The sequence below is a fragment of the Prosthecobacter sp. genome, assembly GCF_046154365.1.
Taxonomy (GTDB): Bacteria; Verrucomicrobiota; Verrucomicrobiia; order Verrucomicrobiales; family Verrucomicrobiaceae; genus Prosthecobacter.
The window spans coordinates 1-23,849 of sequence record NZ_JBJXFV010000021.1; the positions used below are offsets into that span (position 1 = coordinate 1).

At 59.5% G+C, this 23,849-nt stretch carries 26 protein-coding genes; 13 read left to right on the top strand and 13 right to left on the bottom strand.

All coding sequences use genetic code 11. The features are described from left to right. Positions 1-448: 448 nt before the first annotated feature. The 10 genes from ACKVY0_RS02475 to ACKVY0_RS02520 all read left to right on the top strand — a co-directional run bounded on the left by ACKVY0_RS02475 (position 449) and on the right by ACKVY0_RS02520 (position 9,013). Entirely contained in the window at positions 449-1,126 is a 678-nt protein-coding gene (locus ACKVY0_RS02475) for a DUF1080 domain-containing protein (RefSeq protein WP_409213203.1), read from the top strand. 513 nt (positions 1,127-1,639) lie between these two features. Then, positions 1,640-2,431, top strand: a complete 792-nt coding sequence (locus tag ACKVY0_RS02480; protein ID WP_409213204.1) for a dienelactone hydrolase family protein — start codon at positions 1,640-1,642, stop codon at positions 2,429-2,431. 21 nt (positions 2,432-2,452) lie between these two features. Further along, positions 2,453-3,307 carry a hypothetical protein gene (locus ACKVY0_RS02485; protein WP_409213205.1) on the top strand — a complete coding sequence of 285 codons (855 nt, stop codon included), beginning with the start codon at positions 2,453-2,455 and terminating at the stop codon, positions 3,305-3,307. Between the two features lie 157 nt (positions 3,308-3,464). Continuing rightward, positions 3,465-4,316, top strand: a complete 852-nt coding sequence (locus ACKVY0_RS02490) for a MotA/TolQ/ExbB proton channel family protein (protein WP_409213206.1) — start codon at positions 3,465-3,467, stop codon at positions 4,314-4,316. After that, the gene (locus ACKVY0_RS02495) at positions 4,313-4,732 is read left to right on the top strand and encodes an ExbD/TolR family protein (RefSeq protein ID WP_409213207.1); all 420 of its coding nucleotides are present in this window, start codon (positions 4,313-4,315) and stop codon (positions 4,730-4,732) included. Before ACKVY0_RS02490 ends, ACKVY0_RS02495 begins: the two co-directional genes overlap by 4 nt. Before the next feature lie 6 nt (positions 4,733-4,738). Then, on the top strand, positions 4,739-5,596 hold the full coding sequence (locus ACKVY0_RS02500) for a TonB C-terminal domain-containing protein (RefSeq protein ID WP_409213208.1): 858 nt from the start codon (positions 4,739-4,741) through the stop codon (positions 5,594-5,596). 8 nt (positions 5,597-5,604) lie between these two features. Continuing rightward, complete coding sequence (locus ACKVY0_RS02505; protein WP_409213209.1) at positions 5,605-6,822, top strand: hypothetical protein; 1,218 nt, start codon at positions 5,605-5,607, stop codon at positions 6,820-6,822. Between the two features lie 140 nt (positions 6,823-6,962). Continuing rightward, complete coding sequence (locus ACKVY0_RS02510) at positions 6,963-7,367, top strand: OmpA family protein (protein WP_409213210.1); 405 nt, start codon at positions 6,963-6,965, stop codon at positions 7,365-7,367. A 33-nt stretch (positions 7,368-7,400) separates the two neighbouring features. After that, complete coding sequence (locus tag ACKVY0_RS02515; RefSeq protein WP_409213211.1) at positions 7,401-8,249, top strand: SMP-30/gluconolactonase/LRE family protein; 849 nt, start codon at positions 7,401-7,403, stop codon at positions 8,247-8,249. A gap of 11 nt (positions 8,250-8,260) precedes the next feature. After that, the gene (locus tag ACKVY0_RS02520; protein WP_409213212.1) at positions 8,261-9,013 is read left to right on the top strand and encodes an ABC transporter ATP-binding protein; all 753 of its coding nucleotides are present in this window, start codon (positions 8,261-8,263) and stop codon (positions 9,011-9,013) included. A gap of 124 nt (positions 9,014-9,137) precedes the next feature. On the opposite strand, the gene ACKVY0_RS02525 is transcribed toward ACKVY0_RS02520, so the two are convergent. Continuing rightward, complete coding sequence (locus tag ACKVY0_RS02525; RefSeq protein ID WP_409213213.1) at positions 9,138-9,758, bottom strand: L,D-transpeptidase; 621 nt, start codon at positions 9,756-9,758, stop codon at positions 9,138-9,140. Positions 9,759-10,222: 464 nt separating this feature from the next. Here ACKVY0_RS02525 and ACKVY0_RS02530 point away from each other — a divergent pair, with 464 nt between their 5' ends. After that, complete coding sequence (locus tag ACKVY0_RS02530; protein WP_409213214.1) at positions 10,223-11,680, top strand: hypothetical protein; 1,458 nt, start codon at positions 10,223-10,225, stop codon at positions 11,678-11,680. A gap of 234 nt (positions 11,681-11,914) precedes the next feature. Here the strand turns inward: ACKVY0_RS02530 and ACKVY0_RS02535 are convergent, their stop codons facing one another. From ACKVY0_RS02535 to ACKVY0_RS02560, 6 genes are all read right to left on the bottom strand, one after another. Next, positions 11,915-12,601: an NYN domain-containing protein gene (locus ACKVY0_RS02535; protein WP_409213215.1), complete on the bottom strand. Its 687-nt coding sequence runs from the start codon at positions 12,599-12,601 to the stop codon at positions 11,915-11,917. A gap of 160 nt (positions 12,602-12,761) precedes the next feature. After that, positions 12,762-12,959 (bottom strand): hypothetical protein, encoded by a 198-nt coding sequence (locus ACKVY0_RS02540; RefSeq protein WP_409213216.1) that lies wholly within the window; start codon positions 12,957-12,959, stop codon positions 12,762-12,764. 42 nt (positions 12,960-13,001) lie between these two features. Continuing rightward, positions 13,002-13,196: a hypothetical protein gene (locus ACKVY0_RS02545; RefSeq protein WP_409213217.1), complete on the bottom strand. Its 195-nt coding sequence runs from the start codon at positions 13,194-13,196 to the stop codon at positions 13,002-13,004. Positions 13,197-13,265: 69 nt separating this feature from the next. Then, positions 13,266-13,904, bottom strand: coding sequence for a hypothetical protein (locus ACKVY0_RS02550; protein ID WP_409213218.1), 639 nt, complete (start codon positions 13,902-13,904; stop codon positions 13,266-13,268). Positions 13,905-14,380: 476 nt separating this feature from the next. After that, the gene (locus ACKVY0_RS02555; RefSeq protein ID WP_409213219.1) at positions 14,381-14,716 is read right to left on the bottom strand and encodes a helix-turn-helix domain-containing protein; all 336 of its coding nucleotides are present in this window, start codon (positions 14,714-14,716) and stop codon (positions 14,381-14,383) included. Next, a complete protein-coding gene (locus ACKVY0_RS02560; RefSeq protein ID WP_409213220.1) occupies positions 14,713-14,979 on the bottom strand; it encodes an addiction module toxin RelE in 267 nt (88 codons plus the stop codon). Before ACKVY0_RS02560 ends, ACKVY0_RS02555 begins: the two co-directional genes overlap by 4 nt. Positions 14,980-15,278: 299 nt before the next feature. Between ACKVY0_RS02560 and ACKVY0_RS02565 the strand changes: the two genes are divergently transcribed. Beyond that, the gene (locus ACKVY0_RS02565; protein ID WP_409213221.1) at positions 15,279-16,196 is read left to right on the top strand and encodes a hypothetical protein; all 918 of its coding nucleotides are present in this window, start codon (positions 15,279-15,281) and stop codon (positions 16,194-16,196) included. 106 nt (positions 16,197-16,302) lie between these two features. Next, positions 16,303-16,854 carry a hypothetical protein gene (locus tag ACKVY0_RS02570; protein WP_409213222.1) on the top strand — a complete coding sequence of 184 codons (552 nt, stop codon included), beginning with the start codon at positions 16,303-16,305 and terminating at the stop codon, positions 16,852-16,854. Between the two features lie 94 nt (positions 16,855-16,948). On the opposite strand, the gene ACKVY0_RS02575 is transcribed toward ACKVY0_RS02570, so the two are convergent. From ACKVY0_RS02575 to ACKVY0_RS02600, 6 genes are all read right to left on the bottom strand, one after another. Next, positions 16,949-17,560 carry a DUF4145 domain-containing protein gene (locus ACKVY0_RS02575; RefSeq protein WP_409213223.1) on the bottom strand — a complete coding sequence of 204 codons (612 nt, stop codon included), beginning with the start codon at positions 17,558-17,560 and terminating at the stop codon, positions 16,949-16,951. A gap of 103 nt (positions 17,561-17,663) precedes the next feature. After that, the gene (locus ACKVY0_RS02580; protein ID WP_409213224.1) at positions 17,664-18,299 is read right to left on the bottom strand and encodes a hypothetical protein; all 636 of its coding nucleotides are present in this window, start codon (positions 18,297-18,299) and stop codon (positions 17,664-17,666) included. A 19-nt stretch (positions 18,300-18,318) separates the two neighbouring features. Beyond that, positions 18,319-19,332 carry a hypothetical protein gene (locus ACKVY0_RS02585; RefSeq protein ID WP_409213225.1) on the bottom strand — a complete coding sequence of 338 codons (1,014 nt, stop codon included), beginning with the start codon at positions 19,330-19,332 and terminating at the stop codon, positions 18,319-18,321. 124 nt (positions 19,333-19,456) lie between these two features. Then, on the bottom strand, positions 19,457-19,693 hold the full coding sequence (locus ACKVY0_RS02590) for a hypothetical protein (RefSeq protein WP_409213226.1): 237 nt from the start codon (positions 19,691-19,693) through the stop codon (positions 19,457-19,459). Between the two features lie 146 nt (positions 19,694-19,839). Continuing rightward, positions 19,840-20,415, bottom strand: a complete 576-nt coding sequence (locus ACKVY0_RS02595; protein WP_409213227.1) for a hypothetical protein — start codon at positions 20,413-20,415, stop codon at positions 19,840-19,842. A 113-nt stretch (positions 20,416-20,528) separates the two neighbouring features. Beyond that, entirely contained in the window at positions 20,529-23,828 is a 3,300-nt protein-coding gene (locus ACKVY0_RS02600) for a ribonucleoside-diphosphate reductase subunit alpha (protein WP_409213228.1), read from the bottom strand. Positions 23,829-23,849 lie beyond the last annotated feature (21 nt).

Here is a 23,849-nt window from a genome sequence, read left to right on the forward strand (position 1 = left end):
GTGGGGATGCTCGTATGAGGATAGACTCCCGTCAGCGGCGCATGAGCGGTGTTTCTGCTCCGGCGGAGCTTTGGTGGTCTTCGGGGTCTTATGGCCTCACGAGAGCGGCGTCGCCGATGCCAGGTGCTCCTGGCATCTCTGCCGCCGCACTCCGGGACGCTGGCGCGATTCTCGTCCGCCCAGACCTTTTCGATGCCCCCTTGGCTAGACGGGGCTTTTTCGTGCAAAAGAGCGCCGCCGACACGTGGGGAGAGGTCTTTTGCATGCAAAAGAGTGCCGCCGACATGGCGGGAAAAGGCTTTGGCAGGGTGGGGAGAGGGTACGGGATGCGGGGTTGGGGCCCGCTGACCGATAGAGGTTCGGCTGTGGCGGCTGGAAGCAGCGCGCCCAAAGACTGGGGACGATATGAAGGAAAAGAGTGCCTGAATGGACACGTTAGTGATCGCCTATGATCCACCGCCTGCTTCTCTCCGCCGCCGTTCTCTCCCTTACCTCGCTCCTTCATGCCGAGGACGCTTTTGTCCCGCTCTTCGATGGCAAAACACTCGCCGGCTGGGAGCAGCACAGCGGCAAGGCCGAATACCGGGTGCAGGATGGGACGATTGTGGGCAAGACGGTGCCGGACACGGGGAACTCGTTTCTTTGCACGGCGAAGAAGTACTCGAACTTCATCCTGGAGGTCGAGTTCAAGGTCGATCCGTCGATGAACTCGGGCATCCAGTTCCGCAGCAATTACTACACGGAGGAGACGGAGGTGGAGATCGCCGGGAAGAAGAAAAAGTTCCCGGCGGATCGTGTGCATGGCTACCAGTTTGAGATCGACCCGAGTTCGCGGGCCTTCACCGGCGGCGTGTATGATGAAGGCCGTCGCGGCTGGCTGTTTGATTTGAAGAACAACGAGGCGGCGCGCAAGGCCTTCAAACAGGGCGAGTGGAACTTGGCGCGCATCGAGTGCCGGGGCGGCAGCATCAAGACCTTCCTCAATGGTGTGCCGGCGGCGGATTTCACGGATGAGATGACGAAGGAGGGCGTCATCGCCCTTCAGGTGCATGGCATTGGCAAGAATGCTGCGGCGGTGGGCAAGGAAGTGATGTGGAAGAACATCCGCATCCAGGAGCTGAAGTAGCACGAGCGTCCGCGGATGGCAAAGAACAGAGTTCATCCGGGAAGTGGGTGCGCTGGAGTGATATACCTCGCGTCATCAAGATTTGGGAGTTCCGGGCCTTTGGAGTGATGGAGTGATGGAGTTCTGCATTCCAGCACTCCGCAGTAAAGATTCACAAATCATGGTGACGTTGGGTATAGCATCGGCCTGAAGGGCCGCTGGATTCCAGCCCAGGGCGAAAGCCCTGGGAAAACTTGAAGCCATCCAGCTCAAGGACATGGCGCTCTGCAAGAGCGCAGGAGAGCTGCCGCAGCCGTTCCTGCGCTCTTTAAGAGCGCGACCTTCGGTGCATGAGGTCCATTGCGCGCCGACCCAGAGCGGCACTCGCCAAGGCTCCTTTGCTCTGGGCTAGGTTCCTTCGTGCCGTTGGCGCGGTCTGTCGCGTTTGCTTGAGCTATTACGACCGCACGAACTTTCCCGATGAACCAAGAACAGGCTGGCAGCCGGTTTCAGTCTGCTTATGATCCCGCAGCCATGAAACCCAACCGCGCACTGCTTTTCATCTCCGCCTTGTTTCTTTCTGCCAGCCTTGTGAAGGCCGAGATCAAGGAAACCGTCGTCGAATACAAATCAGGCGGTGTGGTATGCGAAGGCCTCCACGTCGTCGATACTGCCAAAACGGGCAAGCTCCCCAGCGTGCTGATCATCCACCAGTGGACCGGTTTGAGCGAGAACGAGAAGATGCGGGCCCGCATGCTGGCCGAACTCGGCTACAACGTCTTCGCCGCTGATGTGTATGGCAAGGGCATCCGCCCGCAGCCACCGGCGGCAGGTCAGGAGGCCGGGAAATACAAAGCGGACCGCAAACTCTACCGTGAGCGCATGCTGTCCGCGCTGGAGGTGCTGAACAAAGATGCGCAGACGGATGTGGCGAAGGTGGCTGCGATTGGCTATTGCTTTGGCGGCACGGGTGTGATCGAACTGGCCCGCAGTGGTGCGGTGCTCAAGGGCGTCGTCAGCTTCCACGGTGGACTCGATTCACCGACACCGGCCGACGGCAAGAACATCAAGGGCAAGGTGCTGGTGCTGCACGGTGCGGATGATCCGTTCGTGCCAGCCAAAGACATCGCGGCCTTTGAGCAGGAGATGAAGGACGCGAAGGTGGACTACAAACTCGTGAGCTATCCCGGCGCGGTGCATGCCTTCACGCAGAAGGCCGCCGGCAATGACAACAGCAAGGGTGCCGCCTACAACGAAGCCGCTGACAAGGCCTCGTGGGATGAGATGAAGGCGTTCTTCACCCGCATCTTCAAGGCCGACGGCTGAACCCTTGTGCCGCTCTTCCTCATGAATCAATTCCTGCTCCTGCAAGCCACCCTGGCCTTCGGGTTACTGTCCGCGGCAGAGGAACCCACGGATTTCATCCGCTTCGTCGAAGAAGAAACGAGCGACAGCCTGCAAACCGCCGTGGTGAGCTACGAATCACCGCAGAAGGTGAAGGTTGATCTCGTCGGGGCCATTCACATCGCGGACAAGGCGTACTTTGATGCGCTGAACATACGTTTCAAAGGCTACGAGGCCGTGTTGTATGAACTGGTCGGCCCCGCCATCGAGGAACGCAACAAACCGGAGGTGATGAAGGAGGCGCAGAAGCTACAATGGGTCGGCCAGCTTCAGGCGATGATGAAGGACGCGCTGAAACTCACCGGCCAGCTCGAAGGCATCGACTACAACGCGAAAAACTTCGTCCACGCCGACATGAACATGTCCCAGTTCACAAAAACGCAGGACCAGAAGCAGGAGAGCTTTCTGACGCTTTACCTCAAGGCCTCACAGGCACAAAAAGCCGCCAACGAGAAGCGCGGTGTCAGCTCCGACGCCGCCGGCATGGTCATGCTGCTCAAGGTTCTCACCATGAAGGACAGCAGCACCGAGTTGAAGCGCATGATCGCCCAGGAGTTCGACAGCGTGGAAGACATCATGGCCGGCATCGAATCCGGTGACGGCACCGTCCTCGTTGGGGAGCGCAACCGCGTCGCCCTCGAAGTCATGGACCAGCAGATCGCCAGCGGGAAGAAACATCTCGCCATCTTCTACGGAGCCGCGCATCTCGCGGACATGGAGCAGCGGCTGCTCAAGAAAGGCTGGAAACGCACGCAGATCAACTGGCTGAAGGCGTGGGATCTGCCGAGGGAGAAGTGAGGTGGGCTTTAGGGCGGAGTGCCGCACCCTTAACCCGCCACTCCTAACTCTTCCCAGCCGAGCATCCCGCCGCCAACGCATAACCGCGCGCAGCGTCTCACTCACGGGTTGACGCCGGACCTTTAACGTCCATTAACTAGCAGCACTCTTTCCCGTCATGCCGCCCATTGAATCCCTTCTCTCGCCCGGCCTGCAGTTTGGCCTGGAACACAGCAACCTGACCTGCTGGGTCATCTGCGGCAGCTTGGCGCTGCTCTCCATCACGAGTTGGGCGGTGATTCTGAGTAAGCACTTCCTGCTCTCCCGCGTCCACCGTGCGAACCTGTCCTTCCTGCGCGAGTATCGCGAGAGCAATCATCCGCTGGAGCTGTTCCAGCAGCGCGAGCATCACGAGTTCTCCCCCTTCTACCACATCTACCATGCCGCCTGCCGTGAGATAGCGTGGTATCTGCTGGGCGAGGATGAACCGGGCGCGACCTTTGCCGCACGGCTGCAAGGCGCGGGCCGCATCACGCCGTCGCAAATGGGCGCGGTGCAGACGGCGATGGAACGCAGCGTGGCAGAGGCGGCATTACGGCTGGAGGCACGCATGAGCTGGGTGGCCACGGCATTGAGCAGTGCGCCGTTTCTCGGTCTGCTGGGCACGGTATGGGGCATCCTTGATGCCTTCAGCACGATGACCGATGCCGCCAACACGGCCGGCCTCGCCGCGCTGGCACCGGGCATCACCACGGCGCTCGTCACCACGGTGCTGGGCCTGCTCGTGGCGATACCGACCATGGTGGGCTATAATTTCCTCGTGAACCGCATCCGCAGCATGGTGGTGCGGCTCGACAACTTCGCCAGCGAACTCAGCGCCGGCTTTGACCGTACTTTTGTGGATCATCGTTTCAGCACCGAAGTCCTGCCGAGCATGAACGCACTCGGCAGCCCGTCGATGCCCGCCTTCACCGGCACGAGTTCCTCTCCCCTGCCCACCACAATGCACGTCGCCCACGCCCGCGCATGAAACGCCATTCGAACCGGCATCAGCTCCGCCTCATCACCGAGATCAGCATCACGCCGTTGCTCGACTTGGTGATGGTGCTGCTGTTCGTGTTCCTGCTGGCCGCCCCCTTGCTCAAAGCGGACAAATCCATGCAGGTCGCCGCGCAGCCGCCGGTCGCAACGCGAACACCTGCGCCAGCAGAAACGATGACGTTGGTGGTGAACCACGACCAGTCGGTCACGCTCAACGCCGCCATGCTCGCGCGGGCCGATCTGCCCGCCTCCTTGAAACTGCTCGCGGAACGCCGTCCAGGCATCGGGATTGAAGTACGCATCCACCGTGATCTGCCGGTGCAGCAGCTCGTGGAAACGATGCAACTGCTCGAAACGGCGGGCATTCAGAAGACCGCCGTCACGACGCATGCCAACGACCCCTGAGCCACGATGAAACGCCGCCGTCCCACCACGCTGGAACCGATCTCGGCTTCGATGATTGTGATCGTTTCACTGCACTTCGCCGCAGCCTTCGGTGCTTGGTGGTGGTGGCAGGACCATGGCGGCAGGCAACGCCATGGTCAGGACACACGACTGACCTGGATGTATCCCAGTGATTTCAAAGCATCCGTTCCACCCGCCGCTGCCGTTCCCAAACCCGTGACCGCAGCACCGAAGACAGCCAAGGCCATGACCGCCGAGCCGAAAAAGACCGCCGAACCTCCCGTGCAGAAGGCCACGCTGGTCGCGGCGCCGCCGCAGCAGCATCAGATGGTACCGGTGCCCAACGAGTCAGGCACACCGCTGTTTGCCCCGGCCACAGCCGTGTCAAAGCCTGCCGCGAACCGCAGCATCACGCTGCGTCGTGCGCCGGAAAAACGCCCCGGCAGCGGCACCTTTGGTACGCCAGCCCCGCCTATCACCAGCCCGACGCTGATGGACATCGCGCGCCTCAACACCATGCGCCAGCCGCCGCTACCACTGCCCGGCGACAAGAGTGCGGTCGTGGAGGAAGAAGTAAATCTGGACGCCGTCGATGAAGCCGTAAACACCGTGTTTCTGGCCGGCTGGACCGCACCGCCCATTGATGCCGTGCCCCCGGCCCAACGCGAAGCGCGGCTCAACATCGCCATCGGCAAGGACGGCACCGTATTGCAGGCCCAGATGAGCAAGTTCTCCGGCTCACATGTCCTGGATCAGTCCATTCTTGAAGCCGCTTCCAAGGTGAAAAAAATTTCCGCAGCCCTGCCTTCAAATTTCGCCAAAGACAGCTACGATCTGGAACTGAACTTCCTCCTGCTGCCCTGACCCCACGCATGAACGCCCGCGCGCTGCTTCTCATTCTGGCCCTCGCTGCCTGCCACGGCACCCGGACCGAGGCTGGCGTCATGGACACCCTGCGCGGTTGGCTCGGCCTGGGCGGCCAAGTTAAAACCGAAGGGCAAAAGAAAACGATGCCGCGCATCCGCATCGGCCCTTTCACCGGCGGCATGGCGGCCAGCGCGCAGGACGCACTGCGCCAGGAACTGCTCGCCTCGCGCGAATTCTTTGTCGCCGGTGCCGATGAGAAGGTCGATTTCATCATCGACGGCACTTCCGTCGGCGGTCGCGTCACCGGCAAGCTGCGCGATGCCAAAGGCAAGGAACTCTTTCAGCGCAGCTACGCCGCACCGGGACTCGATGAAAACCTCAAGGCGCTCACCGACGACGTGATCTACACGATCACGGGCAGGCCCGGCCTCGCCACGAGTCGCATCGTCTTCGTCTGTGACAAAACCGGCAAGCGGCAGATTTACGTCTGCGATGCCGAAGGCGGCGAAGTACATCAGGTCACGCATGACAAATACGGCGCGGTGGCACCCTCGCTCGCGCCCGACTCCTCCATGGTGGCCTTCACCAGCTACCGCAGCGGCTTTCCCATCATTCGTCTGGTCGATCTCAATGTCGGCTGGGAGCGCGGCGTCACTGACACGCCCGGCAGCAGCTTTGGCTCGGCCTTCTCGCCCGATGGCACCCACCTCGCCGCCGTGATGAGTTTCATCGGCAATCCCGAGATTTTTGTCAGCGACCTCAACACCAACACCGCCGCGTGTGTGAGTGATTCCATCGGCGCACCGTCCAGCCCCTCCTGGCATCCCGATGGCAAACAAATCGTCTTCTCCAACGACGATGGCGACGGCCCCAGGCTCTTCATCGTCGAAGTACCGCAGAAAGAAGGCGAAAGCTCGCGGCTGTTCCGCTGGCGCACCGGCTACCACTTCTGCACCGACCCCGAATGGTCGCCCGACGGCCAGCAAATCGCCTTCACCACCCGCAAAGACGGTGAGTGGGCCGTCGCCATCAAGCCCTACCCCAACGGCGGCGCACGCATCCTGCAAGCCGGTGGCGCGCAGCATCCATCGTGGAGTCCGAACGGGCAGTTCATCACCTACGTCCAGCACGGCGGGCTGTTTGTGCAGGATCTCCGCAGCGGCAACCGCCGCGCCCTCCTGCGCGGCTTCGGCCGCATCACCGAACCCCGTTGGATGCGATGAAATTCCCACCACAGGCGCCCAGCGCAAAGGCAGCGCTGCTCGACTCTCGATGCTCGATTCAAGATGCTCGATCCAGCATCCAACGTCTGGCATCCAGCCTCATCCTTTGCCTCCTTCTCACTTCCTGCGGCAGCATTCCCATGCCGTCCTTTCTGCGCAATCCGGCCGCCGAAGCCGTCGTCTATGCCCTCGGGCCACGAGATGGTTTCACTTCCCCTCTGAGCACCGGCCTCAAGCCCGCCTGCCAGGCGCTGGTGTTTGACAACGATTCGTTCCGGCTCACCGAAACCCATGAACGCACCATTCGCAGCGTGGCGCAGGAGCTGGCAGCCGACAAAAAGGGCCGCCTCCTCATCGCCGGGTACGCACCGCCGAATCTGCCGCAGGATCACGCCCGCGCGCTCTCGGATCGCCGTGCCTTGGCCGTGCGGCAGCGCCTCATCGAACTCGGCCTCGAAGCCGCCAACCTGCAGACCGTCGGGTTCGGCAACGACTTCTCCCCCAGCAGCCCGTCATCGGGTGTGGTGGTCATCTACCGACAATAAGCGGCACAAACATTGAACCAAGAACTCTGAACCTTGAACGCTGAACCGATCTCCTCCCACATCTCCATTTGGGGCGAAGGCCCGCTCTGGCATAGCGACCGCCTGCTCTACGTCGATATCGAAGCGCACAAGATCATCGCCTTCACTCCGGGCAGTGGTGAAGAAAAAATCTGGGATGTCGGCCAGCGCGTCGGCACCGTGGTGCCACGTGCGGGCGGCGGACTCCTCTGGGCTGGTGACGACGGCTTCTTCTTCCTCGATGAAGCCACCGGCCTCAGCACCGCCATCACTGATCCTGAGCCGAACCTGCCCGACAACCGCTTCAACGACGGCAAATGCGATCCTGCGGGCCGTCTCTGGGCCGGCACCATCTGCTTGAAGAAACGTGCCGATGCGGCGCTCTACTGCCTGCACAAGGATCTCCGCGTCGAAAAGAAATTCGCCCCTGTCACCAACTCCAACGGCATCATCTGGAGCCGTGACACGCGCACCATGTATTACATCGACACGCCGAGCAAAAAAGTCCGCGCCTTCGACTTCGACAACGCCGCTGGTGTCATCAGCAACGAGCGCGTCCTCTGGGACACCAGCGCCGACCCCTCCTCGCCCGACGGCATGACCATCGACAGCGCTGACCGCCTCTGGATCGCCTTCTGCCACGGTGCCAAAGTCGTCTGCTTCGATCCCGCCACGAAGAAGATCGAGGCGCAGATCGACTTCCCCTGCGTCGAAACCACCGCCTGTGCCTTCGGCGGCCCCGATCTCGGCGATCTCTACGTCACCACCGGCCTCAAGCCCGATGTTGATGAACCGCACGCCGGCCGCCTCTTCGTCTGCCGCCCCGGTGCCACAGGTGTACCCGCGTCTGCCTTCGGCGCGTAATGGAGCGCTGCATGACCACCGGCGCACACAGCCAGCTCGCCGCACGCATGCAGGGCATCTCGAAAAGCTTCGGGGATGGTGGTTCGCGGCTGCAGGTGCTGAAAGGCATCAAACTCGATGTGCGCCAGGGCGACATCACGATGCTCGTCGGGCCATCAGGCTGCGGCAAAACCACACTGATCAGCATCGTCGCCGGCACACTGGCGGCGGATGAAGGCGAGTTGCATGTCTTTGGCCACGATCTGCGCAAGATGAGCACGGCGGCGATCACCAAGTTTCGCGCACATCACATCGGCTTCATCTTCCAGGCCTTCAATTTGATCCCGACACTGACCTGCGCGGAAAATGTGAGCGTGCCATTGCTGATTCAAGGCCTGGCGGCATCGAAGGCAGAAAAACGCGCACGTGAGGTGCTGGCGCAGGTGGGGATGGGCGACTACGTGAAGCGCCGGCCATCCCAGCTCTCCGGCGGGCAGCAGCAGCGCGTCGCCATCGCGCGTGCGCTGGTGCATGAACCGAAACTCATCATCTGCGACGAACCAACCGCAGCGCTCGACGCCAAGAACGGTCATGTGGTCATGGAGCTGTTCGAAAGCGTCGCCCGTGGCAGTGAGCGCGCTGTATTGATCGTGACGCATGACAACCGCATCTTCCATCACGCCAACCGCATCGCCAGCATGGATGATGGCAGGATCATCGAAGTGCATGATGTGGATGCAGAGCATCCGGTGCCACCTGGATTGCTGCACGGTGAGGCGCTGTAAAATGCAGCATAACGGATTCGTCCAGCTCGTCCTCGTCCTCGTCCTCGTCCTCGTTTTCGTCCTCGATCATAGTGCATCGCAAGGTAACTCCCCGTTCGCGCTGCATGCAGGAACGAGAACAAGCTTACGGCACGATCTCCACCGGCGTCCCCACCGCGACCTGCTGGAAGAATTTCTCCGCCATGTGTCCGGGCAGACGAATGCAGCCGTGGGAGGCGGCATAGCCGGGCAGGAAGCCCTGATGCATGCCGACGCCGCCATAGACGCGCATGAAATAAAACATCTTCGCACCCTCGAAGCGTGTGCCCGGCGGACGGGAATCCACCCGGTTGTCGATGTTCTGCCTGATCACATTACCCTGGAAGTCCTCGTAGTCGCCGTAGATGGAGGATTTGTGGCCGATGTCCTTCTCCATGACGTGATAGCTGCCGGGGCGGGTATTGTAGCCTTCGGCACCGGAGGAAATCGGCGACCCGCCGGCCAACTGGCCGCCTTTAAAGAGATACACCCGCTGCTCGCCGAGATTGATCACGATGCTGGGGTTGCCATACATCTGATCGGCATACCAGAAGGAGCCGTCGCCTGGACCAAACAGGCTGGACACACGTCCCCACATACGGCGCGAGGCCTGTGGAATGTCGCTGGTGACCAGTTTGCGCCCGTAGCGAAAGGCATTGGTGCTCGTCGTTTGAACGGTGGTGCAACTGCTCAACAGTACCGCGAGAAGGAGAAAACGTGAAACCATGCGTCACCGTTCTACGCTTCAAGGTTCAAAGTTCAAGGTTCAAAGTTCGAGCACCTTCCAGCTAGCCTCAATGCCGTTAAGCAATAATGGCGCCCCTATTCCCAGGTGCAAATCTGGCCCCTCACCCCGACCCTCTCCCCGGAAAGAAAGCCAAACGCAAAACAAGTCTCTCGCCGGGGAGAGGGAGCCTGACGCTGGCGCACGATATTCAGGTCTCTCTCCCCGCGAGAAACGTGTTGCGCAAACAGGCGCGCTTCGGGGAGAGGTTAGGTGAGGGGCCAGTTCGGCGTTCGTTGCAGGATTGCTTAACGGCATTGTGGCTAGGCGCACCATGATCAAGTCGCTGGACGCACCGCTGCGCATCGAGTGCCGGTAGCACTCCGTGGTCACAAGTCACCTCACGGCGCTATGCTTTCTTCGATTTTGCTTTGCGATGCTGGACGCGGCATGCTGAGATCGGGGCCATGCATTTGCAAATTCAGCAGGAGGGGCCCATTGAACGGGTTTTGTTTGATCAGGCGCACGGGCGGGTGGCGGTCATCTGGCGTGATGTCAGTGAAGGTGAGGAAGTGTGCCATGTGCATGATCTCCACGGACTGCGGCCCCACGCAGTGATCGCTTATCCGAAGGTGGAGCAGATGCGGGCGGGATCGATGATGGGTGGCGTGTTCACAGCTTTCTCAGGGCGGCTGCGAGGCACAAGAGACGACGGCTGGACCTTCCAGGCCGAGGCCATGCAGGTGTTTGACACGGCCACTGGAACTCGACTCTGGATCAGGCCGGTCACGGAGGTGATCACCGCAGTGGGTGATGATGCGGGGCTGCTGCTGCTGAAGGATGGCAAGGTGCAGGCGCAGGTGCGGACACAAACGGGTGAGCCGCTGCCCCTGGCCGAGGCCACAGCGCTCGAAGCGCGATGGCAGGCGGGTGAATTCCGGTCGCGCACCGTCTTTACCGAGATGGGCGGCCTGCTGGAGGGGCAGCCTGAATTCAGCGCCTGCGCCGCCAAGGTGCAGGCCGCAACCGGCATGCAGCCAGTGATGAAGCTCAAGCCCCTGCGGCATGCGGGGCTGGAGCTGATCGATTTTCACGCCAGTCAGGCGCACGACTACCGTGAGTATCTCATCATCCTCGACGAGCAGGGGCACCTGCTCTGGCAGCGCGAGTCGGTGACGATGCGCGGCCGCACCAGCCACCTTGTGAGCCATGATTGGAACCTGACGGAGTTTGCCCTGGAGGACGACTGGCTGGTCTTCATTCCCGATGAGCGCACGCTGGAACTGGTGCAGCTCGTGCCGCCACCGCTCGTGACCGGATGGCACCAGATCCATGAGGTGCCTGCCGTGCAGTCGCTGCTCCGCCCTGGCACGCGGCACTTTCGCGTCGAGTATCTGCCTGAGCAGTTCAATCTGACGGGGCTCACGCTGATCCGTGCGATGGTCAAATGGCTGTTCCTCCTCATCGCCGCGTATGCCGTTGCGGCGCTGGGTTATCACCTCGTTTTAGGTCGGAACCTGGACAGCGGGGAAACGTTCGTGCTGCTCATGATGCTCCTGCTCACCGGCATCCCGTGGTGGTTCGCGCAGCGTTATGAGCGGCGCATGCTCCGCCTCGCCGCAGACATCCAGGCGGACAAACGCCGCCAAGGCATCTTCCTGCGGCCTGACGCCCTGGTGATCCATCGCGGTGGAGACAAGGTGGAGGTCATCGCGCGGCAGGACATCGTGGCGATGGACCGCCGCTACGCCGCGCGCCCCACCGGCCACTACATGCACCTCCGCTACCGCGCTCCGAACGGCCGGCAGCGCTCCGCCTTCCTGCTGCTGCACTACGGTCCTTACTTTGATCAGGACATGGATGGATTTGAGCGGAAGCTCAGGGACTGGCTCGCAGGGAAACCGGGGCAGGCGACCTCTCGCTGACCGCCGTGCTAAAAGAACAAAGTGCCATCGGGCGCGAGTGACGGCACCTCGTTGAGGTTCATGCTCCGGCGGGGTGCGTGGGGGGGCAGGTTTCCAGGAGAGCGCTCGCTGGCGCTTGGCACTTCTGGGCTGCCTGACGAACGTCCCGTTGGGCCGTTGCCTGAGCGCGGCGGGTCGGTCTTGCAGGCAGGGTTGTTGATTTTTCCTCTCTGACGCCGTTTCCCTGAGCGGAACTCATCCGGGAGGATGCGTGGCAGCATCTTTGGGGCGTATGTTCGGGCGCGGCAAAACAGTACGCAGACCATCAATATGCTCGTGAAGGTCGCTGCGGATGGTGGCCCAGATTGGATCGAGAATGAAGTCGATGCCTTCACGGCGCGCCAGTTTGGCGGCGGGAACGAAATCACTGTCGCCTGCGATGAGGATGATTTGGTCTGCCTGTTGTTTGAATGCAATCGAGGCGATGTCGAGGCCGATGCGCATGTCCACGCCCTTCTGCGGCGCGGCGTAGAGGACATCTTCCTCGGCGAGATCAGCCACGGTCGTTTTGGAGAGCAGCAGTTCCTTGAGCTTTTCGGGCCGGGGCGTCCAATGGGCGACGTGCTCGTTCAGGTAGCCGAGCCGCAGGGCCACTTTGCGCAGGCGTTTGAGGGCCGCATGGAATTCGAGACGCCAGACGGCGACGGGAGTCTTGGAAAAATCGACCGCCTTGCCAGTGATCGGGTGGTGGGCTTTTTTGGTCAGTGGCGGGCAGTCGTAGAAGAAGATGCGGTAGAGGTTCCGCCGCTGACCGCTTTGGTTGAGATGTTCGAGGCACATGCGGTGCATGCCCTCAGCTACTTCCTGGGGTGGTTGTTTGCCATGCAGCGCGCGGTAGCGCCGCAGGAAAAAGTCGCCGTCGATGAGGATTGCAGTGGCCATGAGCGTAAAAGAAAAAGCCCCTCGGGCTCGGCTACCCTGGAATGATCGAGGGCGCTTACTGCCGAAGGGCAAATAATCTTCGGAAGATCAGGCGGACCGTCTTCCTGCTGACAGTGAAGCCTTTGATGGAATGCCCGTCAAGCCGACTTCTTGAGGGAGGTTAACGAGCGGTGGCGCGGGTTTTCTTCCGGGCTTTGGCCGGTGGCCGGGTCTTGGAGCTACCGGCACCTGCGGCCATGAAGCGGAGGTTGAGGAGGCTGCCAGCAAAGACGGGGTGCTCGGCCTCGGCAGCCCACATTTCGCGCATGAACTGGGAGGTTTCGCGAACGGGCAGGTTTGCGATGGCTTTCTTGGTCATAAGGGTGACCGACGAAGGCTGCGGTTTCCGTTGTTGTCGCACTCAGGCGGTCACCCTGGCGGACTTGCGTGGCACTGGGGTTCTTCGACGCAGAGGTTTGTTGACGAAAGCGCTGATCCTGTTGCCGAGAACGCCGGGGAAGACGTCGCTGTCGTCCATGCCTTCGGCCAGCATGAGGGCCTTTAGGGAGGCTTTTTCCTCCTGGGTCATCTGTGCAATGGGCTTGTGTGTTCTCATGGTATGATCGTAGTGGATCGGTTGGGCGGCGGCAACTGGAACTTGCCCAGGTGCGACTTGCGTTCCGTTTCAAACTTCGCGCTGAACATGGTGATCTCGTCCTGAGTAATGGCAAACTGATCGTCCACAGGCTGCTTGAGATAGCGCCGGTAGAAAGGTGCCGAGTCTTGAGTCGTCTCGCCCCAGACTCGCTGGCATCCCATGGTTTGCGCGATCATGCAGATGGCCTGGAGCAACTGCAACCCCGACGGATTTCACGTTAACGAGCCTGCTGGCGATGCGCGGATGCACAAAGAGGAAATCGAGCGCGAGGTGATGATGCCAGGTGCGCCGCAGCATCGCGCCGCCGAGGCTGGCGGGAAACCAGTCGGCGGTGATCTTCAAATGGAAGCAGAACTCGCCCTGCGGGTCTGCGGCGATCAGGCGCCGGAGGTCGGCGAGACTGTGAGCGGCGGAATCGGTGTCGCGGTAATGCCGCCAACGTTTCGCCGCGAGCAGGGCGAACTCGCGCGAATCAGCAGCGCGGGTTTGCAGAGTCTCGTCATCGAGCGTCGGCACGCGCCAGCGAGTGGTGGAGATGACATCGGCGTTGTCGGCAAAGTCGAGCGTTGCATCCGCTGGTTCGTCGTCGTGGAAGACGGCGAACGTGATTGGAAAGGCTGGCGTGACTCTGGGCATGCTGGTTTTGGGCTTTCGAGGGACAGACATTTTATTCAATTGGTAAAAGATGGGCGGTAAAAGATCAGAAAACTGTGGTCCCCATTTTTTACCATCCATCTTTTACCAGCGCCGTTATTCGGGAACCATTCAGGTGATGGAACCTCGTTGAGGTTCATGGTCCGGCGGGGTGCGTGGGGGCCAGGTTCCCAAGAGAGCGCTCGCTGGTGCTCGGCATTTCTGGGCTGCCTGACGAACGTCCCGTTGGGCTTTGAATCGCGAAGGGTGCGTCGCCGGATTGATGTGCTCAACGGACGTAGGCCGGATGTGTTCGGCGCATGACGTACCGCCAACACAAGTCGCGTGTTCGCCGAACTATCCGGCTGGCTTGGGAGGAGGCCATGGCGCTGTTGTGCACGCCAAGAGCCGGATAGTTGGGCGTTGTCTGCGAAGAGGACCAAGGCATCCTTTCCGCCCAACACATCCGGCCTACATCAATCCGGCGGCACACCCATCGCGAATGACCCTCAGCTCGCGGCAGCCAGAATCTCCGGCTTTTGGCTGACGAGGCTGAGGAGCTTCAAGGCGGCACCGCTGGGTTTGCGCACACCGTTTTCCCAGGAGATGGCAGTGTTGCGGGGGACGTTGAGCAACGCGGCGAAGGCGGCCTGGCTGACGCCGAGGCGGGTGCGGATGCGTTTGATGTCCGCCGGAGGCAGCGGCTTGAGCTTCGGCGGCACGGCCACCTGGGTGATGCGCACACGCGGCATGGCCTTGCCGGCCTTGGCATGCTTGGCAAAGGCTTTCACGCGCTCGACGAGCGCCTTGGGATCGAACTCGACTTCCTGACGGGTGGTTTTCATGGGTGGTAGCATTCTTTGATGATCTGGACGGCTTCACGCAGGGCTTTTTTGTCAGCGGCGCTGAGCGTGGCCTTGGCTTGTTTGGTGTAGAAGTGAAACAGGACGATGCATCGCGCCTGCGGGAGCCAGAGATAGATCACACGCGCTGATCCACTCTTGCCGCGATGGGCAATGCGGAATCTGGCTTTTCGCAGGCCGCCGGTTCCCTGAATCAAGTCGCCCGCCTCGGGAGACGCGGCGAGTTCATTCTGGAAACGCCTCAATTCCTCGTCGGAGCCCGTTTGCAGGCACTCCTTAGTGACACATAATGACTGGCATATTTTTTCTGATGGGCCGTTGCCTGAGCGCGGCGGATCAGGCTTGAAGGCAGGATGGTTGATTTCTTGCACCCTGCTGTCGTTTCCCGGCACCGGGAACCCTCTGGGTTCTGTCCTTTGGGGTCTTCTGGAATCGCAAGCATGATTTAAAAATAAAACGATGTCTCACGGGTCTGTGGAGGCGCGTTTTATGCTTGCGGTGCTAGCGGTGCTTCTCATAGCATCGGCCCGCAAACCACCTTTTCGTGAATGAACAACAAAGCACTCAGCCGCAGCTCGATTTCATCACAGGCAGATCCAGCTATATCTACAGAGGAGTTGCGTCCATTGCAGAACGGCAGGCTTGTGCTGAGCTCAATCGACAACGGGCGTGTGCAATCAAGGAGAGTGCTAGAGAATATGCACCCAGCGAATCGATTCCGCGCGATGTTTGGGCTGCCTCCTTTGCCAGAAGATCAAAGCTCCTCGAAGTCCCGTTGATCAGCCTGAGTGGGATGGGGTTAAGCGACACGGACGTCGAGGCGATGTGTTCCGTAAAATTAGGCAACGTTGGATTCGGGCGCGAAGCGACTGCCTGGGAGGATGAGCAAGAGGGCGTTGTCTATAAACTGTTCGACCTGAAGATGGATGACAATCTGAAGGGAACCATTGGGTACAAGCTCGTCATGCAGGGCAGGCCTCCCGATGAGGTTGAAATCGTCCAGGTTCCAGCCTCGATAGACGACATCCTTGATAAAATTTGCATTTTGCACGAGGCGGGAGCCTGTCCCACAGAGATTGCAGGACTTACAGACGACGGCAAATACCTTGTGGTGAAGCAACCCAAATGCCTGCCGCTGGGAGATTTTCGAACCGATCAACGTGCTGCAGTCGAGGCAATGAATGCCATTTCTCCCAAAGGGTCTTATCGCGGCAACGAACTGTGGGTTTTTTATGCATGTGAAAAAAGCTGGATACTAGGCGACCTGCATTCAAAAAACATTATGCGCCTGCCCAATGGCGCTCCGACCATCATCGATGCTCTCACTGGCCCTCTCTCGGACTATTACATCACGCTCCATCCAAAGCTGAGCGAAGCCGCGGTTCGTGCCAAAGCCTTGTCTCTGGGTTATCAAGTTGCCCCAGATGACTTGTACCAAAACATCTCGGACGATGAACTGTGACGATCACATGGAGGCTATAGCGGGACAGCAGCTCTGTTCTTACCTTAGCCCGACGGATCAGGCTTGAAGACGGGGTGATTGATTTTTGGCCCTCTGACGCCGTTTCATGGATGACTGGTTTCAGCGCGGGATTCACCCGCTGCACCAGCGCCTGTTCTCTTGCTGGCTGCCAAAACCATCCGATCAAAACCAATCTGTCCCGGATCATTTCGAAACTGTCCGCGAGCAGATGGCCAATGATCGGGATCAGTTGGGAAATGTCCCCGATCAGTTCTGGTTTGATCGCGATCAAAAGCGACATGCCCCGGACATTTCAGAAATGACCGGGATCAAAGGCCGTTTGTCCTGGATCATTTGCCAAATGATCGGGATCAAAGGCAAACGGCCCCCGGACAAACGGGAAATGATCGCGGGCAAATCCGGTTTGCAGCGGGTTTCCGGGCCGTGTGCCCTGGGTGATGGAGACGGCAGGCGGAACGGCGTGCAATGGCCGGACTCAAGATCCGCTTCGGGTGACGGAACCTCGTTGAGGTTCATGCTCCGGCGGGGTGCGTGGGGGCCAGGTTCCCAGGAGAGCGCTCGCTGGCGCTCGGCACTCCTGGGCTGCCTGACGAACGTCCCGTTGGGCCTTTGCTTGAGCGCGGCGGATCAGGCTTGAAGGCAGGGTTGTTGATTTGTTGCAGCCTGACGTCGTTTCCCCGAGCCGTTGCCTGCATCCATTTTGTTCGCCTTTGTTCTGGGATGATGGTGTGTCATTTGGTCTTCGAAGCATTACGGGCGGCCAACCTCTGCTGAGCGAGCGCTGGAGTCACGAACAAAACATGTAGAAACTGTTCCGCGAGTTTCAGGCAGTCTTCAGCCTCCTCATCAGTGACCGAATCGGACCCAGGATGGGCACCGTCATTCCCGATGAACCTAATAACTGTGGCCCAGTCTTCAATGTCCTTCGTAATGTGTCCTGCGGAGGTCAGCGCAGCGATCTGATCGACAAGTCGCTTCTTTGGGTCGCCGCCCTTCTCAACGCAGGCCCTCTGAATACATCTCCGTGCCATGACTGCCGTAGCTTGATAGCACTCGTTCGTGAAACAAACCTTAGCTTCATCCAGATCGTCTGCCAAGCTCTCTGGGATAAGAGGATCAGTCGGGCTTGGCTGTGGCGATGGATAAACTGTAGACCCGTTCTCGTGAATCAAAACTGGCATCTGACAACTATTGCAGATGCCGATCCACCATTGATGCCCGTGGACGTCGGCGATAGCTGGAACTGTTACGGTGCTTCCATAACTTCCTTCCCTCTGATGTCCCCCCATCCGAGGTGCAGTGTGTTTGTGGCAGTGGGGGCAATAGATCGAGCAATCCATCATCGTGGCGTAAAGTGGCGATTGACGCCGTTAGTTGGGCGAACGACCCTAAGCTCAGTGACGCACGGAGCGGTTCGCTGCAGCGCATGGTTAGCCGCTTGGTTCATCAGTTGAAGAGCGCCAGTAGAGCCGGAATCTGCCCGGACAAACCAGATGCAATCATGTTGCCGGCAACGCCTTCGAGAATTGTGCGGAGGCTGGTGAGCGACTCCTTCAAGATTCCCGGTTTGGGTTTGGTTGAGGCAAGCTGAGCTTCGACGGTGGAAATATCGGAGGTAGCTTCTTGAAGCGCGTCGCCTGACAGACCGAGGTTGGACAATTGCGGCTTCAGTTGAGTGATGAACTCCTGAATCGCTTTTAGGTCGGCGGCCTGGAGCGTGAGACTCTGCGTGCTGTGCGAAGTGCCCTGCTGAATCTGCGAACCATACATCTGCTGGACGTTCAGGATGTTGACGACAGGCGGAAAATGCTCGGTCGGCTTTTGCGGCTGAGAGAGAGCGGCCTCTACCTCGACAACGCCTTGATGGGTAATTGTGGTTTCGCCCGCAAGTCCAAGTCGCTTCACCAACCCTTCGCCTCGTAGGTACTCATCAATGCGCATCGTCTCGTCGCCTGAGAAACCCAAAGTCTCTCCGAGGACATACGGCGTCTGAATGTATGCGCTGCTGCTGCCGCCAGTCGCCTCATAGAGAGCTTTGAGATATTGGAAGCGTTTCAGTTTTAGTTCTTCGAGCGGGTTCATAGGGAATGTGCGAAAGCGGCTAACGCTTCGGATCAGGCGACGGCGAGCGCAAGACGTTGCTGGCACGACAGATAGCCTTCGAGCCGTTGCCTGCATCCGTTTTGTTCGCCTCTTGATACTTGTTCTTGTTCTCCGCCCACCACTTTATGGCATTATCGACAGTAGTCTGGAAGAAGAACTCTGTGAGTCCGTGCTCACCCTGATACTCGGGAAGTCGTTGATCAGGTGCGAACGATCCTTGACCAGGTCTGACTGGCTTCACCCCAACAAATGCTCCAATGTGCATTGCGAGGAAATATCCAGTTCCCGACCTCTTGTCGTCAATTTTTTCGAGAAGCTGGAAGACGTGGTTCAAATACTTGGCGCGATTCGCTGGTGTCAATCTGTCTGAATTCCGAACGGGTGTGGCAAAGCGGAAGGTTTCGCCGATTGCAAGAGGGCTGGTTTCCGCTGAAGTCAGTTCAATCGCCAAATCAAGATAGGCGTTGGGATCACCATATTGATAGAGGATCGGAACAATCGCCCTTCGCAACGCAGCATCTTCATGTTGATCCTGAGCGATGGCAGAGAGCCGCCGAATGGTGTCCTCCATGGGAGGCAAGCTACCGTCGTTAGTGGCCGGATAACTCCCCCAGTGAAGACGCGTCGCAATCTCGCCAAGCGCAATCCTTCTTCCGGCTCCGATCTCATCGTCTTCGACGACCTGCATCAGAACCTCGAATATTCTTCCGCGCGGTTCCTTCCGCACGGCGTAATCGGTGTGAAAACGCCAAGCCTGTGAAAGTGTCAACGCCATGCTATGCGTCCACGGCTCTGCTAATTTTTCATTTGGAATGTAACTTTGGAGGATTGAATTTTCTCCGGCACGCTTTGCGAGCTCATGCGCAATATCTGAAAACTCGCTGCCCACGTAGTGATCGTAAGTCTTCTTCAGTTCGGCAGAATCGACAGTATCCTCATTCATGCGAAGGACATTCTGCCCGAAAGAAGAAAGTGTCGTCAAAATGATCAAAACTGTGAAGAAGCACTTCATCTTGTTGGCGAACGCTTCGGATCAGGCGACGGCGAGCGGGAGGCGTCGATGACACGACAGATGCCATACGAGCCGTTGCCTGCATCCGTTTTGTTCGGCCTGTTTGTTGCGAGTCGCATCGCTGTCACTGGCGGCTCTTCAAAATACCGATCACTCCAAGAGCCAAAAGCCCGGCACCAATCAGTCCGATAACCACAAACCCAAGGGTAAGCTGGCCTGATGTAGCTCCAGTGGCCATGCCAAATATCTGAAGCTGTGAGCCTGGCGCTGCATGGGCAAATGTGTTCTGGTAGGTAGTGTATGACAGGATGATCAGCGCGAGGCCGCAAATGATCCGAATGATGGATGAAATGGAGTTCATGGGCGAGTGGCTATGAGAGTTGAGTGTGGTAATTTATGGTTATAGGGAAAGGCTTCGCACTTGGCCGAACGTTTGAGTGGTGGCACCGGCGAGATCAAGCTCCGATTCAACTAGAGACGTTATCGCCGGTTGCCACCCACGACTTGTTATCTGTCGGTTAAGCTCGTGGATTGAATAAGCTTATGGAGTCCAGTCTTGCATAATTCGATCGTATGATCACGCCTCAGCGGCGTGTAGTAGCGATCTCCTCGGGCAAGGATGAGAAAGTCATTTTGTCGTTTCACAACGACCATTGCCGCAATCTGTCCAATGGATCCTTGAACGACATCGACAACTGCTCTTGTCGCATTCTTACCGAAGACTGTCGTGCTCTTGCGTTCAATCACGTTAACCTGCACGCCCTGGAATCCTGGTCTCCTATTCCATTCATCGAACGCTTGATCTGCGGTTTGCGCGGACGGAGAAGAGAATGGGGTAACAAAGTAAACATAGCCATCAAACGCGGGTTCGGTCGGTCGCAACGTCACTCCTCCGCTGGTCGGGATATTCTGGGTCGGGTAAAGGCCTCCCGCAGGTGCCCGCACCGAGAACCGGTCGCCTATTACAACTCCTCCCTCCGGCAGCGCCTTTGACCGACGATGAGTGATGTCTGCCGCTTCAAAGAACAAGGAACATCCGGTAAGGCAAACGAGCGCAAGTAGATTAAGGAGGATCGATTTCATTTTCTGTCAGATAACGTTGTTTAGTCACACTAAACTGTGGACGAATCAGATTCGCCCACAGTTTCCTCACTCATTTGTGAGAAAAGATTGCGTGGAGTCAGCCTGCGCTGCCGTTACTGACACGCCTCGCACGTCCCACCATTCCGCATGGCGTCGATGGAGCAGGCTTGGATTTGTTCTTCGGTGTATTCGCGTTTGGCGGCAGCGGCGGCGCTGACGGTGCCGGCGATGACGCTGCTGCGCATTTCCTTCTGCACTTCGACGTCGGCTTTCTCGATGTTGGAGGCGCTGCGGGTGCGGAGGTAGTAGGTGGTTTTGAGGCCTTTCTTCCACGCGCCGCGATACATGTGGGACATGATGCGCATGTCGCTGTCACCGCAGAACAAGTTGAGGGACTGGGACTGGTCGATCCACTTCTGGCGGCGGGCAGCGGCGTCGATGAGCCAGCTCCAGTCGATGCTGAAGGCGGTGGCGTAGCGGCGCTTGAGGTCCACGGGGATTTCTTCGATGCCTTCGATCTCGCCGTCCATGTACTTGAGCTTGTTCTGGATGTCGGTGGTCCACAGGCCGCGCTTTTTGAGGTCGCGGATGATGTAGGGATTGAGCAGCATGAAGTCGCCGGAGAGATTGGACTTCACGAGCATGTTGCTCATGAGGGGCTCGATGCAGGGGCTGCTGCCCATGATGTTGGAGATGGTGGCGGTGGGGGCGATGGCGATGACGTTGCTGTTGCGCATGCCGTGCTTGGCGATCTTGGCGCGGAGGCCGCTCCAGTCCATCTTGCCGCCGCGTGGGACATCGATCTCCATGCCGCGTTCTTTGGCGAGGAGATCGACGGTGTCCTGCGGGAGGAGGCCGCGATCCCATTTGCTGCCTTTGTAGGTGGAGTAGGTGCCTTTTTCGGCAGCGAGGTCGCTGCTGGCGTCATAGGCGTAGTAGGCGACGGCTTCCATGAACTCGTCGTTGAACTCGACGGCCTCCTTCGAGGCGAAGGGGATGCCTTTGCGATAGAGCGCGTACTGCAGGCCCATGACGCCGAGGCCGATGGGGCGGTGGCGGGTGTTGGAAGTGCGGGCGGCTTCGGTGGGGTAGAAGTTGATGTCGATGACGTTGTCGAGCATGCGCACGGCGGTGCGGATGGTCTCGCGCAGCTTGGCGTGATCGAGGGCACCGGCGTCGTCGAGGTGGTTGTCGATGAGGACGGAGCCGAGGTTGCAGACGGCGGTTTCATCGGCGGAGGTGTTCAACGTGATCTCGGTGCAGAGATTGGAGCTGTGGATGACGCCGACGTGGTCCTGCGGGCTGCGGACGTTGCAAGGATCTTTGAAGGTGATCCACGGATGGCCGGTTTCGAAGATGGACTTGAGCATCTTCTTCCAGAGGTCGAGCGCTTCGACTTCCTTGCCGAAGATTTTGCCGGCCTTGGCCCTGGCCTCGTATTCGACGTAGCGTTTTTCAAAGGCGCTGCCGTAGAGGTCGTGGAGGTCGGGAACTTCGTTGGCGCGGAACAGGGTCCAGCCTTCGCGGGCCTCCATGCGCTTCATGAAGAGATCGGGAATCCAGTTGGCGGTGTTGAGGTCGTGAGTGCGGCGGCGTTCGTCGCCGGTGTTCACGCGGAGCTGGAGGAAGTCCTCGATGTCGTTGTGCCAGACTTCAAGGTAGGCGCAGCCGGAGCCGCGACGTTTGCCACCTTGATTGACGGCGATGAGCTGGTCGTTGTGCAGCTTGAGGAAGGGGATGACGCCCTGGCTTTCGCCGTTGGTGCCTTTGATGTAGCCGCCGGTGCCGCGCACGCTGGTCCAGGAGCCGCCGAGGCCGCCGGCCCACTTGGAGAGGAAGGCGTTTTCCGCGATGCCGCGAATCATGATGGACTCGATGCTGTCGTCCACCTTGTAGAGATAGCAGGAGGAGAGCTGGGAGTGGTGCGTGCCGCTGTTGAAGAGCGTGGGCGTGCTGGAGCAGAAGCGGCGGCCTTTGTAGAGCTTGTAGAGGGCGATGATTTTCTCCTCGGGGTTCTCTTCACGAATGCAGAGGCCCATGGCGACGCGCATCCAGAAGAGCTGCGGTGCTTCGAGGCGCTTGCTGGGCTTGATCTTCTTATCGACGATCAAATAGCGGTCGTAGAGCGTCTGGATGCCGAGGAAGTCGAAGTCCATGTCGGCGGCCGGATCGAGAGCGTCGGCAAGCTTGTCGAGGTCGAACTCAAGGAGGCGAGGGCTGATGCGGTCGATCTCGACGCCACGGGCGAGATTGCGGCGGAAGGCGCGGCGATGGAAGTCGCGCAGGGACTCGATGCCGTCGCGAACGATGTCCCAGCCGAGCACTTCTTCATAGATGTAGCTGAGGCGGATGCGTGCGGCGAACTTGGCGAAGTCGGCGTCCTTCTGCATCAAGGTCTTGGCATTGAGGATCACGGTCTGACGCAGATCGTCGAGCGTGATGTCGGAGTTCAAGGAGCGGCGCAGCTCCATCTCGATCTCATTGCGGCTGATGCAGAGGTCGAGGCCGAGGATGGCGAAGTCGATGCGCTTCTTCAGATCCGCACCGTCCCAGAGGAAGGTTTCGGTGGGGCTGGCTTTGACGACGAGGAGCGCCTGCTGCTGCTCGCTGTCCTGCTCGTTAGTGACGGCGGCGATTTCCTGCTCGGTCTCGCGCATGTTCGAGCGCAGCGCCCGATACTGAATGTAGGAGCGGGCGACTTTGAAGAAGCCCTGCTTCATGAGTTCTTCCTCGACGAGGTTCTGCACGTCCTCGATGTGCATGAACTGCTTGTTTTCCTCAGCCGCAGCACGGCTGACGGACTCGGCGACCTGCACGGCGGGCGTGGAGTCGAGTTCCATGGAGAGGAAGGCCTTGCGCACGGCGATCTCGATCTTGTTGTGGTTCCACGGCACGAGTTGGCCGCTGCGGCGGATCACTTTGGTTGAGACGATGAGCGGGTGCGGCAGGTTGTTGTCCGCTACGCTGTCATACTCGGTGCGCTTGCGGCGTTCGGCGAGACTGCGTGCCACGTCATGCGCATTGTGCCGCACCAGCGCCCGCTCGATGCAGTGATAAATGTCTTTCCCGCTCAGGCTGCCGGCTCCCTCGGCAAGCTGGGCAGTGCGCTGCTGGATTTCATCGGCCACGGCACGTGAGATGGTCTGCACGAGCTGCTGGTTCTGCTCATTGTAGATGTCGCCCTCCTTCTGGCGTGCCATGAACAGGTCCGCCAAAGCGCTGCCCACGGTGTCGGCGATCTCGCCCACGTCGAAGTCGCGCTCATTGCCGCCAACTTTCACCTTGATGGCGGAAGCAGCGGAATCCGCAGCACCGACGGTCAACGCACTCCATTCGAAGCGCGGCTTTTGGTCTTTGGGGGTATGGGCGACTCTCTTGAGGGCTTTGTCTTCGTGGAGCAGACTGGTGATCATGGCGGGAGCAGGTTTGAGTTT

Excerpts from the sequence above, each read along its gene's own strand:
- ACKVY0_RS02475 (WP_409213203.1), top strand. The coding sequence starts at position 449 with ATGATCCACCGCCTGCTTCTCTCCGCCGCCGTTCTCTCCCTTACCTCG.
- ACKVY0_RS02480 (WP_409213204.1), top strand. The coding sequence starts at position 1,640 with ATGAAACCCAACCGCGCACTGCTTTTCATCTCCGCCTTGTTTCTTTCT.
- ACKVY0_RS02485 (WP_409213205.1), top strand. The coding sequence starts at position 2,453 with ATGAATCAATTCCTGCTCCTGCAAGCCACCCTGGCCTTCGGGTTACTG.
- ACKVY0_RS02490 (WP_409213206.1), top strand. The coding sequence starts at position 3,465 with ATGCCGCCCATTGAATCCCTTCTCTCGCCCGGCCTGCAGTTTGGCCTG.
- ACKVY0_RS02495 (WP_409213207.1), top strand. The coding sequence starts at position 4,313 with ATGAAACGCCATTCGAACCGGCATCAGCTCCGCCTCATCACCGAGATC.
- ACKVY0_RS02500 (WP_409213208.1), top strand. The coding sequence starts at position 4,739 with ATGAAACGCCGCCGTCCCACCACGCTGGAACCGATCTCGGCTTCGATG.
- ACKVY0_RS02505 (WP_409213209.1), top strand. The coding sequence starts at position 5,605 with ATGAACGCCCGCGCGCTGCTTCTCATTCTGGCCCTCGCTGCCTGCCAC.
- ACKVY0_RS02510 (WP_409213210.1), top strand. The coding sequence starts at position 6,963 with ATGCCGTCCTTTCTGCGCAATCCGGCCGCCGAAGCCGTCGTCTATGCC.
- ACKVY0_RS02520 (WP_409213212.1), top strand. The coding sequence starts at position 8,261 with ATGACCACCGGCGCACACAGCCAGCTCGCCGCACGCATGCAGGGCATC.
- ACKVY0_RS02525 (WP_409213213.1), bottom strand. The coding sequence starts at position 9,758 with ATGGTTTCACGTTTTCTCCTTCTCGCGGTACTGTTGAGCAGTTGCACC.
- ACKVY0_RS02530 (WP_409213214.1), top strand. The coding sequence starts at position 10,223 with ATGCATTTGCAAATTCAGCAGGAGGGGCCCATTGAACGGGTTTTGTTT.
- ACKVY0_RS02535 (WP_409213215.1), bottom strand. The coding sequence starts at position 12,601 with ATGGCCACTGCAATCCTCATCGACGGCGACTTTTTCCTGCGGCGCTAC.
- ACKVY0_RS02540 (WP_409213216.1), bottom strand. The coding sequence starts at position 12,959 with ATGACCAAGAAAGCCATCGCAAACCTGCCCGTTCGCGAAACCTCCCAG.
- ACKVY0_RS02545 (WP_409213217.1), bottom strand. The coding sequence starts at position 13,196 with ATGAGAACACACAAGCCCATTGCACAGATGACCCAGGAGGAAAAAGCC.
- ACKVY0_RS02550 (WP_409213218.1), bottom strand. The coding sequence starts at position 13,904 with ATGTCTGTCCCTCGAAAGCCCAAAACCAGCATGCCCAGAGTCACGCCA.
- ACKVY0_RS02555 (WP_409213219.1), bottom strand. The coding sequence starts at position 14,716 with ATGAAAACCACCCGTCAGGAAGTCGAGTTCGATCCCAAGGCGCTCGTC.
- ACKVY0_RS02570 (WP_409213222.1), top strand. The coding sequence starts at position 16,303 with ATGGATGACTGGTTTCAGCGCGGGATTCACCCGCTGCACCAGCGCCTG.
- ACKVY0_RS02575 (WP_409213223.1), bottom strand. The coding sequence starts at position 17,560 with ATGATGGATTGCTCGATCTATTGCCCCCACTGCCACAAACACACTGCA.
- ACKVY0_RS02580 (WP_409213224.1), bottom strand. The coding sequence starts at position 18,299 with ATGAACCCGCTCGAAGAACTAAAACTGAAACGCTTCCAATATCTCAAA.
- ACKVY0_RS02585 (WP_409213225.1), bottom strand. The coding sequence starts at position 19,332 with ATGAAGTGCTTCTTCACAGTTTTGATCATTTTGACGACACTTTCTTCT.
- ACKVY0_RS02590 (WP_409213226.1), bottom strand. The coding sequence starts at position 19,693 with ATGAACTCCATTTCATCCATCATTCGGATCATTTGCGGCCTCGCGCTG.
- ACKVY0_RS02595 (WP_409213227.1), bottom strand. The coding sequence starts at position 20,415 with ATGAAATCGATCCTCCTTAATCTACTTGCGCTCGTTTGCCTTACCGGA.
- ACKVY0_RS02600 (WP_409213228.1), bottom strand. The coding sequence starts at position 23,828 with ATGATCACCAGTCTGCTCCACGAAGACAAAGCCCTCAAGAGAGTCGCC.